Origin of the sequence: Pseudomonas sp. A-R-19 (genome assembly GCF_019956575.1) — a bacterium.
GTDB lineage: Bacteria > Pseudomonadota > Gammaproteobacteria > Pseudomonadales > Pseudomonadaceae > Aquipseudomonas.
Map to the genome: position 1 here is coordinate 61,804 of NZ_JAHBDR010000104.1, position 16,477 is coordinate 78,280.

Annotated in this window: 15 protein-coding genes; 4 read left to right on the top strand and 11 right to left on the bottom strand. The window is 62.6% G+C overall.

The window, feature by feature from the left end; all coding sequences use genetic code 11:
- Positions 1-104: 104 nt before the first annotated feature.
- From KGA88_RS28225 to KGA88_RS28250, 6 genes are all read right to left on the bottom strand, one after another.
- Entirely contained in the window at positions 105-473 is a 369-nt protein-coding gene (locus tag KGA88_RS28225; protein WP_110661545.1) for a cupin domain-containing protein, read from the bottom strand.
- Positions 466-1,749, bottom strand: a complete 1,284-nt coding sequence (locus tag KGA88_RS28230) for a nucleotide disphospho-sugar-binding domain-containing protein (protein WP_223595870.1) — start codon at positions 1,747-1,749, stop codon at positions 466-468. The genes KGA88_RS28225 and KGA88_RS28230 overlap by 8 nt, the downstream gene beginning before the upstream one ends.
- 32 nt (positions 1,750-1,781) lie before the next feature.
- Entirely contained in the window at positions 1,782-2,861 is a 1,080-nt protein-coding gene (locus KGA88_RS28235) for an ABC transporter ATP-binding protein (protein ID WP_223595872.1), read from the bottom strand.
- Positions 2,854-3,660 carry an ABC transporter permease gene (locus tag KGA88_RS28240; protein ID WP_110661264.1) on the bottom strand — a complete coding sequence of 269 codons (807 nt, stop codon included), beginning with the start codon at positions 3,658-3,660 and terminating at the stop codon, positions 2,854-2,856. The genes KGA88_RS28235 and KGA88_RS28240 overlap by 8 nt, the downstream gene beginning before the upstream one ends.
- Complete coding sequence (locus tag KGA88_RS28245) at positions 3,657-4,517, bottom strand: ABC transporter permease (protein WP_223595874.1); 861 nt, start codon at positions 4,515-4,517, stop codon at positions 3,657-3,659. Before KGA88_RS28245 ends, KGA88_RS28240 begins: the two co-directional genes overlap by 4 nt.
- Positions 4,518-4,599: 82 nt before the next feature.
- Complete coding sequence (locus KGA88_RS28250) at positions 4,600-5,655, bottom strand: spermidine/putrescine ABC transporter substrate-binding protein (protein ID WP_160385385.1); 1,056 nt, start codon at positions 5,653-5,655, stop codon at positions 4,600-4,602.
- Positions 5,656-5,854: 199 nt separating this feature from the next.
- Between KGA88_RS28250 and KGA88_RS28255 the strand changes: the two genes are divergently transcribed.
- From KGA88_RS28255 to KGA88_RS28270, 4 genes are all read left to right on the top strand, one after another.
- Positions 5,855-6,787 carry a GntR family transcriptional regulator gene (locus tag KGA88_RS28255; RefSeq protein WP_223595876.1) on the top strand — a complete coding sequence of 311 codons (933 nt, stop codon included), beginning with the start codon at positions 5,855-5,857 and terminating at the stop codon, positions 6,785-6,787.
- A 100-nt stretch (positions 6,788-6,887) separates the two neighbouring features.
- Positions 6,888-8,162 (top strand): nucleotide disphospho-sugar-binding domain-containing protein, encoded by a 1,275-nt coding sequence (locus tag KGA88_RS28260; protein WP_223595886.1) that lies wholly within the window; start codon positions 6,888-6,890, stop codon positions 8,160-8,162.
- Positions 8,163-8,231: 69 nt separating this feature from the next.
- On the top strand, positions 8,232-9,629 hold the full coding sequence (locus tag KGA88_RS28265; protein ID WP_223595888.1) for an NAD(P)/FAD-dependent oxidoreductase: 1,398 nt from the start codon (positions 8,232-8,234) through the stop codon (positions 9,627-9,629).
- Positions 9,630-9,642: 13 nt separating this feature from the next.
- A complete protein-coding gene (locus tag KGA88_RS28270; RefSeq protein ID WP_223595890.1) occupies positions 9,643-10,002 on the top strand; it encodes a cupin domain-containing protein in 360 nt (119 codons plus the stop codon).
- A gap of 175 nt (positions 10,003-10,177) precedes the next feature.
- On the opposite strand, the gene KGA88_RS28275 is transcribed toward KGA88_RS28270, so the two are convergent.
- From KGA88_RS28275 to KGA88_RS28295, 5 genes are all read right to left on the bottom strand, one after another.
- Positions 10,178-11,227, bottom strand: a complete 1,050-nt coding sequence (locus KGA88_RS28275) for a GGDEF domain-containing protein (protein WP_223595893.1) — start codon at positions 11,225-11,227, stop codon at positions 10,178-10,180.
- A 123-nt stretch (positions 11,228-11,350) separates the two neighbouring features.
- Positions 11,351-12,766 carry a purine-cytosine permease family protein gene (locus tag KGA88_RS28280; protein ID WP_110661956.1) on the bottom strand — a complete coding sequence of 472 codons (1,416 nt, stop codon included), beginning with the start codon at positions 12,764-12,766 and terminating at the stop codon, positions 11,351-11,353.
- 796 nt (positions 12,767-13,562) lie between these two features.
- The gene (locus KGA88_RS28285) at positions 13,563-14,603 is read right to left on the bottom strand and encodes an ABC transporter substrate-binding protein (RefSeq protein WP_223595894.1); all 1,041 of its coding nucleotides are present in this window, start codon (positions 14,601-14,603) and stop codon (positions 13,563-13,565) included.
- A 34-nt stretch (positions 14,604-14,637) separates the two neighbouring features.
- On the bottom strand, positions 14,638-15,807 hold the full coding sequence (argE, locus tag KGA88_RS28290; protein ID WP_223595896.1) for an acetylornithine deacetylase: 1,170 nt from the start codon (positions 15,805-15,807) through the stop codon (positions 14,638-14,640).
- Positions 15,800-16,474 (bottom strand): DUF1028 domain-containing protein, encoded by a 675-nt coding sequence (locus KGA88_RS28295; protein WP_223595898.1) that lies wholly within the window; start codon positions 16,472-16,474, stop codon positions 15,800-15,802. Before KGA88_RS28295 ends, argE begins: the two co-directional genes overlap by 8 nt.
- Between the last annotated feature and the right edge of the window lie 3 nt (positions 16,475-16,477).

Here is a 16,477-nt window from a genome sequence, read left to right on the forward strand (position 1 = left end):
TTCTCGGACCTGTAGGAGCCGGCTTGCTGGCGATAGCGCCGGGACTGTCGACACATATGTCGCCCGACGTACCGCCATCGCCAGCAAGTCGGCTCCTACAAAGTTCAGGCCAGCATGTAAACGTTGCGCAGGGTTTCGCGGACGTCGCATTCACCCGTCCATCCGGCCGGGAACAGCACCAGGGTGTTGGGACGCACCTCGATCACTTCGCCGTTGTCATGGCGGTAGGTCGCGTGCCCGGCGATGAAATGGCACAACTCGTCCCGGGGAATCGACAGCCGCCAGCGCCCAGGGGTACACACCCACAACCCGGTTTCAGGACTGTTGTTCGGCCCCTTGAACAGCAAGCGCCCGCTGGAATGCGAGACGCCTTCGACGGCGTCGCTCTGCACGCCCCAGTCCACCAGGTCGGTGCGGCTGCTGACGGCTTCGAGGTACGGCGTGATACCCGCCGTGGTGGATGAATCAGGCATCGTTGAGCACCTTGTCGAGAATCGCGGCCGCGTCTTGCGGCCCCTTGCGGGATTGCATCTGCACGCTGGTGCGCTGCAGGCGTTGGCGCATCGCCTCGTCGTTGAGGCACGCGTGGAGTTTTTCTGCGAGCTGTTCTTCGCTCCACTCATAACGGTCGAGCTTGAAGCCGTGGCCGCTTTCTTCAGCGCGCATGGCGTTGTCGTGGCCGTCCCAGACGTAGGACATGACGATCGCCGGTTTGCCGAAGAACAGGCACTCGGTGAAGCTGTTGTTGCCGCCGTGGTGGATCACCGCGTCGACCTGGGCAATCACCGACGGCTGCGGGAACCAGTTGGAAATCTGCACGTTGTCCGGCAGGTCCGGGTACTCATCAAGGTGCTCGCCGACGTTGAACAGCGCCCGGTAAGGCAGCTTGCCCACCGCCTCGATCAGGCGCTTGAGCAGCTCGACATCGCCGGAACCGAGGCTGCCGAAACTGGCGTACAGCAACGGCTTGTCGTTGTTCGCGCGAAACTGCGGAATCTCGTACGGGGTGTCGTGGCGCACGCAACCCTGCAGGTAATGGAAACGCTCGGCCGGCAGCGGATGGCGGCGGTCGAACTTGACAGCATCCGGGTACAGCAGCAGGTTCATGAACGGCGAGGTTTCAAAGAAGGTGCCCAGCGGATACGGCTGCTCGCCATGGGCCTGGAGGAACTGGTTGAAGTCCTCGTGGATCGGCCCGACCACTTCCTCGAAGCGCTGGCGAAACTGCGCGTGGCCGGCCTTGTCATCGATGCTCATGCCCGACAGGTGCGGCGGGATATCCGGGTCTTCGATCTCGTTCTCCGAGCAGGAAATGATCCGCACCCACGGCTTGCCGTACTGCTTGATCGCCGGAAACAGGATCACGTTGTCGACGCAGATCAGGTCCGGCTTGACCTTGTCCAGCACCGCCGGCAGGTCCTTTTGCGCCCACTTGGCGGTTTCGACGATGGCCGCCCAGCACTCCTTGACGTAGTTGTCGATCTGCTCGAGCGGCGACTTGCGGAAGTTCGGAATGTGGCCGTTGATGAAGTCGACCCAATAGCGGGCCATCTCCTCGGCCGGCATCGGCGCCGACATGTTGACCATGTGCTCTTCAAAACCATAACCGGCGTAGACACCGCTCATGCCCGGGTCGGTCAAGAACACCGCCTTGTGCCCCATGGCTTCACAGGCCTGGGCGATACCGACTGAGTTCAGCGCCGGGCCGTAGGCGGCTTCCGGAAAGAATGCGATCACTTTCTGTTTCATCGAGTGCTGCTCCTGCCTGGTCTTTTTATTGTTCAGCGCGTCAATACGCGGGCATGCCGGGCCTGCCAGCCCAGCCGGATGGTCGTGTCGATTGCAAAATGGGCGAATTCGAACTGTGAGGACGGCACGCGCACGATCAGCGGTTTGTCGCTGAGCGGAGTCTGCACGTGCAGGTTGGTGTCGAGGCCGTGGTAGGCGACTTCGACGATCTTGCCGCTGACCTGATTGGCGCATTCGCCGCCCTGCTCCGTCAGCACTTGCAGGCGCTCGGGGCGCACCACCACGGCAACGGCCTGGCCGCTCACCAGCGGCGCGTCAGTTTCCACGCGCAGTTCCTGGCCGTTGACGCGCACCGAGTGCTGGCCCGAGCGCACGCCTTCGAGCAGGTTGCTGACGCCGATGAAGTTGGCGACAAAACGGCTGTTGGGGTTTTCGTAGAGCTCGGTCGGGCTGCCGCACTGGCAGACCTTGCCGCCGTCGAGCACGGCCATGCGGTCGGACATCACCAGGGCTTCTTCCTGGTCGTGGGTGACGATGATGAAGGTGATGCCGCTCTCGTGTTGCAGGCGCTTGAGTTCCAGCTGCATCTTTTCCCGCAGCTTCTTGTCGAGGGCGCCCAAGGGTTCGTCGAGCAGCAACACCCGTGGTCGCTTGACCAGGGCCCGGGCCAGCGCCACCCGCTGACGCTGGCCGCCGGAGAGTTGATCGGGCTTGCGTTCGGCCAGTTCACCCAGCTGCGCGGTGCTCAGCACTTCATCGACCCGCCGGCGGATTTCGCTCTCCGGCAGGCGCTCCATCTCCAGGCCATAGGCAATGTTCTTGCGCACGGTCATGTTGGGGAACAGCGCGTAGGACTGGAACATCAGGTTCAGCGGCCGCTTGTTCGCCGGCAGCGGCGAGATGTCGTTGCCGTCCAGATAGATGCAGCCACCGCTGGGGGTTTCGAAACCGGCGAGCATGCGCAACAGCGTGGTCTTGCCGCAGCCGGACGGCCCGAGCAGCGCGAAGAACTCGTTCTCGCGGATGCTCAGCGACACCTCGTTGACCGCCAGGCCGTTGCCATAAGATTTGCTGACCTTATCCAGGATCAGTACCGCAGATGAGTTATTCATGGGTGCGAGGAGCCTTGTTGAGACGCTGCGAAGCCAGCAGCGCGGTGATGCTGACCAGCATCACCAGCGTCGCCAGAGCATTGATTTCCGGGGTGACGCCGAAGCGGATCATGGCGTAGATCTGCATGGGCAACGTGGTCGAGGCCTGGCCGGAACCGGAGTTGAAAAAGGCGATGATGAATTCGTCCACCGACAGGGTGAACGAGAGCAAACCGCCGGCCAGCACGCCGGGGAAAATCACCGGCAATAGCACCCGGCGCAAGGTGGTGAACCAGCCCGCGCCGAGGTCGATCGAGGCTTCGAGAATCGAATAGTCGAAGTGCTTGAGCCGCGTGCGCACCACCGCGCAGACGAAGGCGATGTTGAACACGGCGTGGCTGATGATGATCGAGTGCAGCCCGAGGCCGACCTTGAGCAGGTTGAAAAAGCTCAGCAGCGCGATCGCCAGCACGATGTCGGGAATGATCATCGGCGCCATCAGCAAGGTGTCGACCACCTGGCCCTTGTGGTTGTCCTTGCGGCGCAACTCGATGCCCAGCGCCAGGAAGGTGCCGAGCACGCAGGCAATGAAGGTCGCCGACAAGGCAACGATCAGGGTGTTGAGCGCCGCCGACAGGATCGCCGTGTTGTGCGCCAGCGCCGCGTACCATTTCAGCGAGACGCCGCCCCAGGCGGTGGGCAAACCGGACTTGTTGAACGACAGCAGGATCAACACCAGGATCGGTATATAAAGGAAGGCGTACACCAGCCCCAGGTGCGAACCGAGCACGGTGGCGCTGACAGAACGTGGCTGACTCATGAGCGCGCCCCTTCTGCACGACGGACCACCAGGGCCTGGATGAACAACAGGATCAACATGATCGCGATCAGGAAGAAGCTCAGCGCCGCACCGAACGGCCAGTCCCGCGCCGTGAGGAATTGCGAGTAGATCAGGTTGCCGACCATCTGCACCTGCTTGCCACCCAACAGGTCGGCCGTGATGAAATTGCCGATGCTCAGCACGAAGACAAACACCGCGCCCGCCGCGATACCCGGCACGCTCAGCGGCAGGATGATCCGGCGGAAGGTCATCCAGCCCGAGGCGCCGAGGTCTTTGGAGGCATCCCACAGTTCGTTGTTGATCCGTGACAGCGAGGAGAAAATCGCCAGGATCACGAAGGGGATGTAGTTGTAGACCAGCCCCAGGACTACGGACGACTCGGTGTACAGCAGGCTGATGGGTTCACCGCTGTAGCCGAACACTTGCAGCAGGCGGTTGATCAGGCCTTCGCGGTTGAGCAGGACGATCCAGGCGTAAGTGCGGATCAGGTAGTTGCTCCAGAACGGCAGCATCACCAAAAACAGATACACCGCCTGACGCCGCCGTGGCGCCCGGGCAATCGCATAGGCCGCCGGGTAACCGATCAGCACCGCGAACAGCGTGGCCAGCCCGGCGATCTTCGCCGACTTGAGCAGGATGCCCAGGTACAGCGGATCGAATGCGCGCTGGTAGTTTTCCCAGGTGAACAACCAGTCGATGCCGCCATAGGCACCGCGTTCGACGAAGCTGTAGACCAGCACCAGCAGGCACGGAATCACCAGGAACATCAGCAGCCAGCCAAAGCCGGGCGCAAGAAGCCAGGCCGACAGACGCCTGTCAGCATGCAAAGCACTCATTAACCCTATCCTCCCGCCTCAGGACAGAGGCGGCTTGCGAGCGTGGCGAGGCATGCCGGGCATGCCTCGAATCGATGCGGCGTTAGTTCTGCGCCGCCATGATTTCGGTGACGGCGCGGGTGTAGGCCTTTTGCGTGGTGCCGCCGAGGTCGCGCAATTGCTCCATCTTCACCAGCTCGCTCGGGGCGATGGTCAGGTTGGGGTATTGCTTGAGCAGGTCTGCGGACAGCCCGGCCATGGCCGCCTGGTTGGGGATTTTGTAGAGGATGTTTTCAGCGACCCAGACGTGGTTTTCCTTGGCCAGCATGAAGTTGACGAATTTGAAGGCTTCGTCCTGGTGCTTGGAACTCTTGAGCACGACCATGGTGTCGACCCATAGGTCGGAACCTTCCTTGGGCACCACGAACTTGATCGCCGCGTTGGCTTGCGTGCCGTAGTTGCACCAGCCGTCCCAGGCGTGGGCCATCAGTGATTCGCCAGAGGCCAGCTTGGAATAGAAGGTGGTGTCGTCGAAGGCCAGAATGCGTTTTTTGGTGGCAATCAACTGGTCGCGAACGGCGGCGATTTGCGCAGGGTCGCTGTCGTTGACCGACCAGCCCTTGGCGAGGAAACCGGCGCCGAGCATCCAGCGGTCGGTGGCCAGCATCGTCACCTTGCCCTTGAGGGCATCGCTCGGATTGAGCAGCTCGTTCCAGCTCTGCGGCGCCGGCGTCACCTTGTCGGAGCGGTAGCAGATGCCGGTGGTGCCCCAGGTGTAAGGCACAGAGAACCGGTTGCCCTGGTCATATTCCAGGTGCGTGGCTTCGGGGTAGAGGTTTTTCAGGTTGGGGACCTTGACCGGATCGATGTCCGCCAGCAGCCCCTGCTTGTGCAGGACTTCGGCGAACGGCGAGGAGACGAACACCACGTCGTAACCTTCACCACCGGACGCCATCAGCTTGCCCATGATTTCTTCGTTGGTGGCGTGCAGCGCCTTGTCGACGTCCACACCGCTGGCAGCCTTGAACTTCTCCAGCGCATCCGGGGCCATGTAGCCGTCCCAGATGGAAATCACCATGTCTTTTGCACTTGCAGCCTGTGAGGCGATCGCCAGGGAAACGGCCAATCCCGCGCACAGAAGATCATTCAGCTTGCTCATAAATACTCACCCGACGATTGTTTATTGTTGTGTTCGAAGGCAGTACGGCAAAACGAGAAACGATTGCTGGTGTTTTTTTTTAGAAATTAGGACCAGTATCAAAAGATGTCAACGCATTTTTTCCGGCCTGACGTCCAACCGGCGCATGACATAAGATGAGCAACTGAGTCCCACAGCGGTTCACAACGAGAAAAGACGCTTGAGCACGACAGCCGAAAAAAAACCGCGCACCAATCACCTCGAACTGGCCCGGCGCATCCTCGAGCACACCCAGGAAAGCGGCCTGGTGGCCGGCGATCCGGTGGCCGAACAGGCCCTGGCCCGCACGTTCCAGGTCTCGCGCACGCTGATTCGCGGTGCACTGAAAGTGCTGCTGGAAGAGAATCTACTGAGCCATGAGGCCGGCAAGGGTTACACCCTGTTGGCATCCCCGGCTGGCTCGGCATTCAACGCCGCCTTGCCGCAAGCCGAGGAAGAAGAACTGGCCGCCTCGGTTCTGCGCGACCGCATGGCCGGGCGCCTGGGCGACAGCATCAGCATCAGCGAACTGATGCGCCGCTACGACATCGGCCGGCCGGCGGCGCAAAAAGCCCTGCAGCAATTGAGCGAAAGCCAGGCCATCGAGCGCGGCCCCGGCCAGTCCTGGCTGTTTCGCCCATCACTGAACAGCCTCGCCGCCCTCGAAGAAAGCCTGAAATTCCGCCTGATCCTCGAGCCCGAAGCCCTGCTCAGCCCGAGCTTCAATGCCGACCCGCAACGCCTGGCGCTGTTGCGCAGCGCCATGCAAGGCCTGCTCGCCCGCCCCGTCGAAGACTTCGATCTGCAGCAGTTTCGCGAGCTGGACATCAGCTTCCACGAACTGCTGGCCCAGAGCTGCGGCAACCGCTTCATCAGCGACGCCCTGCTCCAGCACCAAGGCTTGCGCCGTCTGCCGAACCTGCTGCCGTCGGTGAGCGTGCACCGCCTGCAGGAAGCCCTGCGCGAGCACCTGCAGATCATTGCGCAGATCGAGCGTGGGCAGATGGAGATCGCCGCCGACCTGCTGCGCCTGCACCTGCGCCTGAGCGCCGCGCAACGCCCGCAAACCGCCAACCGTGGCATCCCGCAAAGTCATCTGTTCGGGCGTCGCTAACCGATTCGAAAAAACATGATGATTTTTTTTTGAAAATAAGACAGCATCAAAAACACCTTCAGGAGCGGCGGGTCTGACCCGCCATGGACAGTCCCTCGCCATGCAAAAACAAAAACTGATCGCCCTGTTTCCGGAAGCCAGTTTCGGCGCGGCCTTGAACTGCATTGGTATCGCTCAGTCGCTGCGTGAACTGGGCGCCAAGCCGGTGTTCATCTGTCATGAGCATTTCCAGGGGCTGTTCGCCGAATACGGTTTCGACGAATACCCGATTCCGCAAGTGAGCCCGTTGTCGGCGGCGGAACACCAGCACTACTGGGAGCGCTTCATCGAGCGCAGCATCCCGTACTTCGACCAGACCCCGCTGGCACAGATCGACAGCTACGTGGCGCCGGCCTGGGAAGCGATCATCGACACCGCCATCGAGTCGGAAAAGCCGCTGCAGCAGTTGCTCAGCCGCTTGAAGCCGGACGTGATCGTGCTCGACAACGTGGTGATGTTCCCGGCCATCGCCAACGCCGGCTGCCCGTGGGTGCGAGTGGTGTCCTGCGTCGAAACCGAACTGCCGGATGCCGCCGTTCCGCCGTACCTGTCCGGGTGCCTGGCCAGTGACCCCCAGGCCTGCGAGGGTTACACCGAGCAGTACCTCAAGGCTGTCGCACCGGCCCATGAACGCTTTTCGCAGTTTCTCCTGAGTAACGGCACCGCGCCGTGCCCACCGGGACAATTCCTCACCGATTCGCCGTGGCTGAACCTGCTGCTGTCGCCGACACCGGTGCGCTATGAACGCCAGCAACCGCTGGACCCGCAGCGCTACGTCTACCTCGACGGTTGTGTGCGCCGCGAAGCGCCGTACATCGTCCCGGACTTTCCTCGGCACAACGACGCGCCGCTGATCTACCTCAGCTTCGGCAGCCTCGGCGCCGCCGACACCGGGATGATGAAGCGCCTGATCAGCACGATCGAAACCTTGCCTTATCGCTTCCTGGTCAACGTCGGCGCCTACCGCGACATGTACACCACCGTGCCGGACAACGTGTACCTGGACAGCTGGTTTGCCCAGCCGGCGGTGCTCAAGGAGTGCGATGTGTTCATCCACCACGGCGGCAACAACAGCTTCTGCGAAGCGCTGTATTTCGGCCTGCCGTCGCTGATCATTCCCTATTGCTGGGACGGTCACGACAACGCCGCCCGCGCCGAGGAAGTCGGCGTCGGCCGCTACCTGCCGCGCTTTGCCGATCCCGTGGCCGCGCTGCCCGCCGCGCTTGAACAGCTGCTGGCCGACCAGGCGATGAAACAACGCCTCACCGCGTTCAGCGAGCGCATGCAGGCGACCCGCGGCACCGAGATTGCCGCCCGCGCCATTCTCGACCTCTAGCCAAAACAACAAAAACCATCGGGCAAGCGAGCGCCATCGTCGCTGCCCGACACACGCCGGAGTTTCAGCATGAATGCCCCATCGCATCTCGATGCGCTTGACCATGTCCTGCCCCATCCCTTCTGGCAGGACACCGTCACCCCACCGCCTGCCGCACCGTCCGTCACCGGCACTGTGCAATGCGACCTGGCGGTGGTCGGCGGCGGATTCACCGGATTGTGGACGGCGCTGCTAGCACGCCAGCGCAACCCGGGCATGAGCATCGCGATCATCGAGGCGCGCCGTTGCGGCGGTGAGGCCAGCGGACGCAACGGCGGTTTCTGCGCGCCGAGCATCTCCCATGGGGTATCCAACGCGCTCAAGCGCTGGCCGGATGAAGCGCAGCAGTTGATTCGCCTGGGCCGGCAGAACCTCGATGAGCTGGCCGTCGACCTGCAACGCTTCGGCATGCAGGTCGAGTTCGAACGCCAGGGCAAACTCAACGTCGCGACGCAGCCGTGGCAGGTCGATGGGCTGCGTTCGATGCAACGCAACTATGCCCGGTTCGACATCGATTGCCAGTGGCTCGAAGGCAAGGAACTGGCAGAGAAACTCGACTCCCCGGCCTACGCGGCCGGTCTGTTCGAACCCAATTACGCCCTGCTCAACCCGGCAAAAATGGCTGCCGAACTGCGCCGTGTCTGCCTGGAACAAGGGATTCAACTGTTCGAAAACAGCCCTGTTTTGCAACTGGATGCGGACAAGGACAACGTGCGCCTGCGCACAGCCAATGGCGAAATCATCGCCGGGCAGATCGCCCTCGCCACCAACATCGCCCCGCCGCTGCTCGGCCATCTGGCATCGAGCGTGATCCCGGTCTATGACTACTCACTGGTCACGGAGCCACTGCGCGATGCACAACTGGCAGCCATCGGCTGGACCGGCCGCTACGGCATCGCCGACGCCGGCAACCAGTTCCACTATCTGCGCAAGACCGCCGACAACCGCATTCTCTGGGCGGGTTTTGACGCCATCTACCATTTCGGCGGGCGCCGCGACGAGGCCCTGACCCAGCGCCCACAAAGCTTTCAGCGCCTGGCCGAGCAGTTTCAGCAGACCTTCCCGGCCCTGCGCGATGTGCGCTTCAGCCATGCCTGGGGCGGCATCATCGACACCTCCGCACGCACCACGATGTTCACCGGTTGCGAGCACCAGGGCCGCGTCGCCTATGCCCTGGGCTTCACCGGGCAAGGGGTGTCCGCCAGCCGCTTCGCCGCGTTGAACATGCTCGACCTGTTGGCCGGCGAGCGCACCGAGCGTACCGAGCTGCTGATGACCTCCAAGGCGCCCTTCCGCTTTCCGCCCGAACCCTTGCGTTATGTCGGCGTGAAACTGGCCCAACGCTCACTGGCGCGCGAAGACCGCGACGGTCACCGCGACCTGCTGCTCAAGACCTTCGATGCCTTTGGCATCGGCTTCGATTCCTGATCCGGAGACCACCATGTCCACAGCCCTGCCCCGGCACGTCATCGACTTCGCCAGCGACCTTGTCCCCCGTGAAACCGAAATCAACGACCCGGCCGTGGTCGACGCGCCTTATCGCAGCAAGAGTTGGCGGCACTTCGTGGCGCCCGGGAAAAACGCCGTGGCCGGCATCTGGGAGGCGGGACCGCACCGCGAGCGTTGCCAGTGCGATTACGATGAGCTGTGTCACATTCTCGAAGGCACGGTGCGCCTGACCGATGCCGAGGGCGTCGCGCGCACATTCGGCCCCGGTGATTCCTTCGTGGTCGCCAGCGGATTTAACGGCACCTGGGAAAACCTCACCACGGTGCGCAAGGTCTACTTCATCCTCGGCTAAACGGCGGATGGAATGAGCAACAAACAACCCGTGGCGAGGGAGCTTGCTCCCGTTCGGCTGCGCAGCAGTCGCAAACCCTGTTTGCTCGGTGCTACCTGATTGATCCGGTTTTTGGGCCGCTGCGCAGCCCAGCGGGAGCAAGCTCCCTCGCCACAGGGGCTGGGGGGTTCGTCCTTTAAGTGGTTACTTGCCGTACCTGGTTTCGCCCGTTGCGCTTGGCCTGGTACAGCGCGTCGTCGGCGCGGGTCAGCAGGCTTTCCGGGGTGTCGCCGGGTTGGGCATGGGCCACGCCGAACGACGCGGTGATGGTATCCAGCACCGTGTCGGTACTCCGGGCCTTGACCCGCAGCGACTGGATTTTCAGGCGCAGGCGCTCGGCAAAAACGCCGGCAGCCGCCAGGTCCGGGCAATCCTTGAGCACCACGCAAAACTCTTCTCCGCCATAACGCGCCGCGAACGCTTCGCCGGGCAGCGAATCGCGCAGCACCTGGGCGACATGCTGAAGCACGCGGTCGCCCAGGGGATGGCCGTACTGGTCGTTGAATTGCTTGAAGTGGTCGATATCCAGCATCACCAGCGCCACGCCTGCTGGCGCGCTGTTCATCGCCTGCTCAAGCTTGCGGTTGAAGGTGCTGCGGTTGAGCAATTCGGTCAGGCCATCGAGGGTCGCCGCCAACTGGGCGCGCTCCAGCTTGTCGCGCAGGCTTTTGATCTCATGCTGCGCGGACTGCAACTGGGAGAGGAAGTGCTCCTGCTGACTCTGCATCAGCTGGGTGCTCTGTTGCAGCTGGATCAGGATGCTCGGCAAGCGCTCGCTGGCCGGTTCTTCGAGCATTTGCAGGTATTGGCCGAGGCTGGCCTGGAAATTCTGGTTGCCCTTCACGCTGCGCGAAACATCGCGCTCCATGTCGTCGACCAGGTTGATCGCGTCCTGCTGTCCGGAACGGGCGTCCGCCAGCTCATCGCGGATGATGTACTCGCGAAACAGCTTGGTGGCGGACTCCGGCGGGAAGTAATCGAAGTCGTTGACCACCCGGTCCAGGTGCCGGTTGAGCTCCGGCTCCTGGCCTTTGCTGTAGGTGTACCAGAGCGCGTAGTGCACCGGATTGGGCGGAATGTTGTGACGAACCATCAGCGGCACTGCCTGCTTGAGCAATGCCGCCGCCTCGCGGGAGTCTTCTGGATACAGCGCTAGAACAGTCGCACGCGTGTCTGATTGGCTCATGGCTTCACTGTGGTTGTTTATCATTGGCGTTTGGCAAACTCGCTGAGCATAGCCATACGCCTGAAAAACAGCTATCGCCAATTACACAATCCTTTCAACGCGGTACGCCTGTTCCAACCGTCATTACATGTTGCCCGTCATCACACCTGCCATGTTCTGCCGGCGACGGTAAGCGGTGTCGCGGTTCGCCAGCCAGTAGTACAGCGGCGTGGTCACGATCAGGCCGACCAGCCACGACAGATCCGCACCGTCGATATGCACCGCCACGGGACCGGTGTAGATCGGCGTGTTCATGAACGGGATCTGCACCACGATGCCGATCGCGTAGGCCAGCAGTGCCTGCGGGTTGAAGCGGCCATAGATGCCGCCGTCGACGCGGAAGATCGAGGCGATGTCGTAGTCGCCCTTGTGGATCGCGTAGAAGTCGATGAGGTTGATCGCTGTCCACGGCACCAGCACCACCAGCAACGCCAGCACCAGGTCGACGAAGTGCCCGATGAAATCCGCCGAGGCGCCGATGGCCGCCACGCAGCAACCGGCCAGGATGATCAGCGACAGTACCGCCCGGCTCTGTGCCGTCGGAATCCAGCGGTGGGCGAAGGTTTGCAGCAAGGTGATCACCGAGAGCACGGAACCATACAGGTTCAAGGCGTTGTGGCTGATCACGCTGAGCAGGAACAGCACCAGCATCAACGGGCCGATGGCACCGGTGGCGAGCTTCACGGCGTCCATGGTGTCCATGCCCACCGGCGTTGCCAGCACGGCGACGGCGCCGAACACGAAGGACAGGATCGAGCCCAGCGACGAGCCGAGGTAAGTCGCCCAGAAGGTCGAGCTGACTTTCACGTCCTTGGGCAGGTAGCGCGAATAGTCGGACACGTAGGGCGCGAATGCGATCTGCCAGAGTGCCGCCAGCGACACCGTGGCCAGCCAGCCGGAAATGTTGAAACTGCCACGGGTGAGGAAGTCGTCGGTCTGCACATGGGTCAGGATGTAGCCGAAGCCCAGCACGATGCCCAGGCCCAGCACCCAGGTGCCGATGCGGTTGAGCACGTGGATGAAGCGGTAGCCGATGATGCCGATGATCCCTGAGCCGAGGCCGCCGAGGACGATGCCGACCGACACCGGCACGCTCTCGACCACGCCGTGCAACGACTTGCCGGCCAGGACGATGTTGGAAGCGAAGAAGCCGATGTACATCACCCCGGCAATCACCACCACCAGCAACGCACCCAGCGAACCGAACTGCGCGCGACTCTGGATCATCTGCGGAATGCCCATCTGCGGGCCTTGCGCCGAGTGCAGCGCCATCAGCACCCCGCCGACCAGGTGGCCGACGATGATCGCGACAATGCCCCAGACCAGGTTCAGGTGAAACAGCTGCACGCCGAGCGCGCCGGTGACGATGGGCAGTGGTGCGATGTTGCCGCCGAACCACAGGGTGAACAGATCTTTGACCTTTCCGTGGCGATCCTCAGGAGGGACGTACCCGATCGTGTGTTTCTCGATGAGCGGGGCGGATGAAGCGGTGGTGGACATGACGAACTCCAAGGCAAGGATGAGTACGTGTTCGTACTTCGGTGTGCGCGGACGGAACGGCGCATTTCTTGTAGGAGGCGATCATGGACAAAGAGCAGCGGGAGGAAAATTAGTTAATTTGTGCCTTTAAACGTTAAAAAATATTGCGCGGTAATGGCTATTTATCAGCAGGAAAAACCAATTAAAGACAAAATCAAGCCAAAGACAAAACCCCTGTAGGAGCGGGCTCGCCCGCGATGGCGGTGGGTCAGCCAACGAAGATGTTGGATCTGATGGCCTCTTCGCGAGCAAGCCCGCTCCCACAGGGGTAAAGGGTTGACCACAAATTTTGCGAACAACCGAGAAACCTGTAGGAGCGGGCTTGCCCGCGATGGCGGCGTGTCAGCCAACGAAGATGCTGGATCTGATGGCCTCATCGCGAGCAAGCCCGCTCCTACAGGGTTCTGCGTTTGTCAGGCACTTCAATGTTGGACCTGATGGCCTCTTCGCGAGCAAGCCCACTCCTACAGGGGTAAAGGGTTGACCACAAATATTGCGCACAACCGAGAAACCTGTAGGAGCGGGCTCGCCCGCGATGGCGGCGTGTCAGCCAACGAAGATGTTGGATCTGATGGCCTCTTCGCGGGCAAGCCCGCTCCTACAGGGGTAAAGGGTTGACTGCAAAACTTGCGACCAACCGGGATTTTTGTGGGAGCGGGCTTGCTCGCGAAGAGGGAGTGTCAGTTGACATCTATTCAGCTGACATACCGCCTTCGCGAGCAAGCCCGCTCCCACAAGGGTGTGTGTGTTGGCTGAGTTATCGCGCAGCCCAGGCATTGAAGCGCTGTTCGAGCTCTTCGCCGTGGTCGACCCAGAACTCCGCATCCATCGCTCGGGCGCCGGCCAGGTTGGCTTCGGCGGTCGGCAGTTGCTCCTGCACGGCTTTGGGCAGCAATGGCAGGGTCTGGCGATGCACCGGGCCGTAAGGGATGTTTTCCGAGAAGACTTTTTGCGTCTGCGGCTGACTGGCAAACGCGATGAAGTTTTCCGCCAGCGCCTTGTTCGGCGTGCCCTTGACCACCGCCCAGTATTCCGGGTCGTACAGGCTCTGCGGCCAGACGATGCTCAGCTTCATGCCTTCCTTCTGCGCCGAGGCAATCCGCCCGTTGTAGGCCGCGCTCATCACCACGTCACCGGCCACCAGCCATTGCGCCGGCTGGGCGCCCGCCTCCCACCACTGGATGTTCGGCTTGATCTGGTCGAGCTTGGCAAAGGCCCGCGTCACGCCTTGGGGCGTGTTCAGGACCTTGTAGATGTCATCCGCCTTGACGCCGTCAGCCAGCAAGGCGATTTCCAGGGTGTACTTGGCACTCTTGCGCAAACCGCGCTTGCCCGGGAAGTCGGCGACGTTCCAGAAGTCCGCCCAGGACTGCGGCGCCTTGGCCTGCTTGCTCTGGTCAAAGGCCATGACCATCGACCAGACGTAAGTGGCCACCCCGCATTCGGTCAGCGCACCGGGCACGAAGTTCGCCGCATCACCGAAGCGCCCCGCGTCGAGCTTCTCGAACAGGCCTTCCTCGCAGCCGCGCAACAACTCGGGGCTTTCGACTTCCACCACGTCCCAACTGGTGTGACCGGCCGAAACCATGGCCTTGATCTTCGACAGCTCGCCGTTGTACTCACCGGCGATGATGTTGCCCGCGCCGCTGGCGTTGAAGGGCTGGAAATAGGCCTTATCCTGGGCCTGTTTGGTCGCGCCACCGAAGGAAATCACGGTGAGGTCCTGGGGGGCCGCCCACGCACTGGCACTCAACAACGCCAGGGCAAACGGAACACTGCAACGCAAGGATCTGGACATGGATCGCTTCCTCGGGCCTTGTGGCCCGTTGTTGTTATGGGTGTTCGGATTCACTCAAGTAAGCCGCCAGGCGATCCATCAGGCGGTCACAGGCCGCCATCTGTTCGACGCTGACAAATTCATCGGGCTTGTGCCCCTGGTCCATGCTGCCGGGACCGCAGACCACCGACGGGATACCGGCCTGGTCGAACAGCCCGCCTTCGGTGCCAAAGGCCACGGTGCTGAACTCGTCGCTGCCGCACAGTTGGGCAATCAGTCGGGCTGCGGCGCTGTCGGTCGGTGTCGCCAGGCCGGGATAGGCCGAGATTTTTTCAAAGCGGATGCCGGTATCGCTGTCCACGGCCTGCATGGCCGGCAGCAACGTCTGCTCGGCGTAGTCCTGCAACTCGTCGACGACTACTTGCGGGGCGAAGTCCGGCAAGGCGCGGATCTCGAAATCGAAACGGCAATCGGCGGGCACGATGTTTAGCGCCGTACCGCCCTGGATCACCCCGACCTGCACGGTGGAGAACGCCGGATCGAAGCGTTTGTCGTGCAACTGCGGGCGCGCCAGGGTGGTGCCGATGTCACCCAGCCGGCCGATCAGGCGCGCGGCCTGCTCGATGGCATTGACCCCATAAGGCGCGTAGGCCGAATGACAGGCCGCGCCGCGCACGTGGCAACGCATCGCCAGCTTGCCCTTGTGGCCGAGCACCGGCTTGAGTTCGGTCGGCTCGCCGATCAGGCACAAGGCCGGTGCCGGGATGCGTTGCGGCAGCACTTCGAGCAAGCCGCGCACGCCGAGGCAACCGACCTCTTCGTCATAGGAAAACGCCAAATGCACCGGGCGCTTCAAGGGGCTGGCGAGAAACATCGGCACCGCCGCCAGCACCGAGGCCAGATAACCTTTCATGTCCGCGGTGCCGCGCCCATACAGCTTGCCGCCCGCCTCGCTCAGGCAGAACGGCTCGACCGTCCACGCCTGACCGTCCACCGGCACCACGTCGGTGTGACCGGACAGCACGATGCCGCCGGCCACGCTCGGGCCGACCGAGGCCAACAGATTGGCCTTGGTCCGCTCGGCGTTGTAGATCAGTTCGCAATCCACGCCCAGCTCGCGCAGGTAGTCGCGCACGAACTCGATCAACTCAAGGTTCGAGTCGCGGCTGACCGTGGCGAACCCGATCAACCGCGCGAGCATGGCGCGGCTGCGCAACTCACTCATCGCCGGGCACTCCATACGCGGGGGCCAGGGTCGGATTGAGGGCGCGGGTCAGATAATCCTGAAGTTGCGGCTCGTAGGCCGTCCACAGTTTGCCCAGCTCGCCAATCGGGTTTTCATCGGCCCAATCCACCCGCAGGTCGACAATCGGCCAGGTCAGGTCACCGACCACCGACAGCGTCGCCGAGTGCACCGCGCCCGCTTCGCCGCCGGCGTCCTGCCCGGCCTGCAAGGCGTTCATCAGTCGGGTGGCGAGGCAGCCTTCGCTGTTTTCGAACGCCGCGACCATCGCCTCGATCACCCCGCTGTTGGCCAGCAGGTTGCCGGCCGCCACGCATTGGTCACCGGCCACGGCGTTATTGATGCCCAGCGCATGGTTGCCGCTGAACACCGCCGTGCGCCCCTGGGCATCGACCACCGCGACCTGGCGATACTGGCTGTAGCCGTTGCGGGTCAAAGAGTGGTCCAGCGCCTGGGGCGGTGCCGAGCCGTTGGCCAGTTCATCGAGGATCTGCGGGCCAAGGGCCGGCAGCGTGATGTTCTGGCTCGACACCGCGCCGACACCGGCACGCAGCCACGGGCAGCGCGCACCGACGGCAATGCTCGAAGAACTGATGGCAATGCCCAACTGGCCGGTCTCGGCGCAGCGACCCACGATGGAAAAAGTCATGGC

Coding starts and splice junctions, on each gene's coding strand:
- KGA88_RS28270 (WP_223595890.1), top strand. CDS start 9,643: ATGTCCACAGCCCTGCCCCGGCACGTCATCGACTTCGCCAGCGACCTT.
- KGA88_RS28275 (WP_223595893.1), bottom strand. CDS start 11,227: ATGAGCCAATCAGACACGCGTGCGACTGTTCTAGCGCTGTATCCAGAA.
- KGA88_RS28250 (WP_160385385.1), bottom strand. CDS start 5,655: ATGAGCAAGCTGAATGATCTTCTGTGCGCGGGATTGGCCGTTTCCCTG.
- argE (WP_223595896.1), bottom strand. CDS start 15,807: ATGAGTGAGTTGCGCAGCCGCGCCATGCTCGCGCGGTTGATCGGGTTC.
- KGA88_RS28240 (WP_110661264.1), bottom strand. CDS start 3,660: ATGAGTCAGCCACGTTCTGTCAGCGCCACCGTGCTCGGTTCGCACCTG.
- KGA88_RS28225 (WP_110661545.1), bottom strand. CDS start 473: ATGCCTGATTCATCCACCACGGCGGGTATCACGCCGTACCTCGAAGCC.
- KGA88_RS28235 (WP_223595872.1), bottom strand. CDS start 2,861: ATGAATAACTCATCTGCGGTACTGATCCTGGATAAGGTCAGCAAATCT.
- KGA88_RS28230 (WP_223595870.1), bottom strand. CDS start 1,749: ATGAAACAGAAAGTGATCGCATTCTTTCCGGAAGCCGCCTACGGCCCG.
- KGA88_RS28260 (WP_223595886.1), top strand. CDS start 6,888: ATGCAAAAACAAAAACTGATCGCCCTGTTTCCGGAAGCCAGTTTCGGC.
- KGA88_RS28295 (WP_223595898.1), bottom strand. CDS start 16,474: ATGACTTTTTCCATCGTGGGTCGCTGCGCCGAGACCGGCCAGTTGGGC.
- KGA88_RS28280 (WP_110661956.1), bottom strand. CDS start 12,766: ATGTCCACCACCGCTTCATCCGCCCCGCTCATCGAGAAACACACGATC.
- KGA88_RS28265 (WP_223595888.1), top strand. CDS start 8,232: ATGAATGCCCCATCGCATCTCGATGCGCTTGACCATGTCCTGCCCCAT.
- KGA88_RS28285 (WP_223595894.1), bottom strand. CDS start 14,603: ATGTCCAGATCCTTGCGTTGCAGTGTTCCGTTTGCCCTGGCGTTGTTG.
- KGA88_RS28245 (WP_223595874.1), bottom strand. CDS start 4,517: ATGAGTGCTTTGCATGCTGACAGGCGTCTGTCGGCCTGGCTTCTTGCG.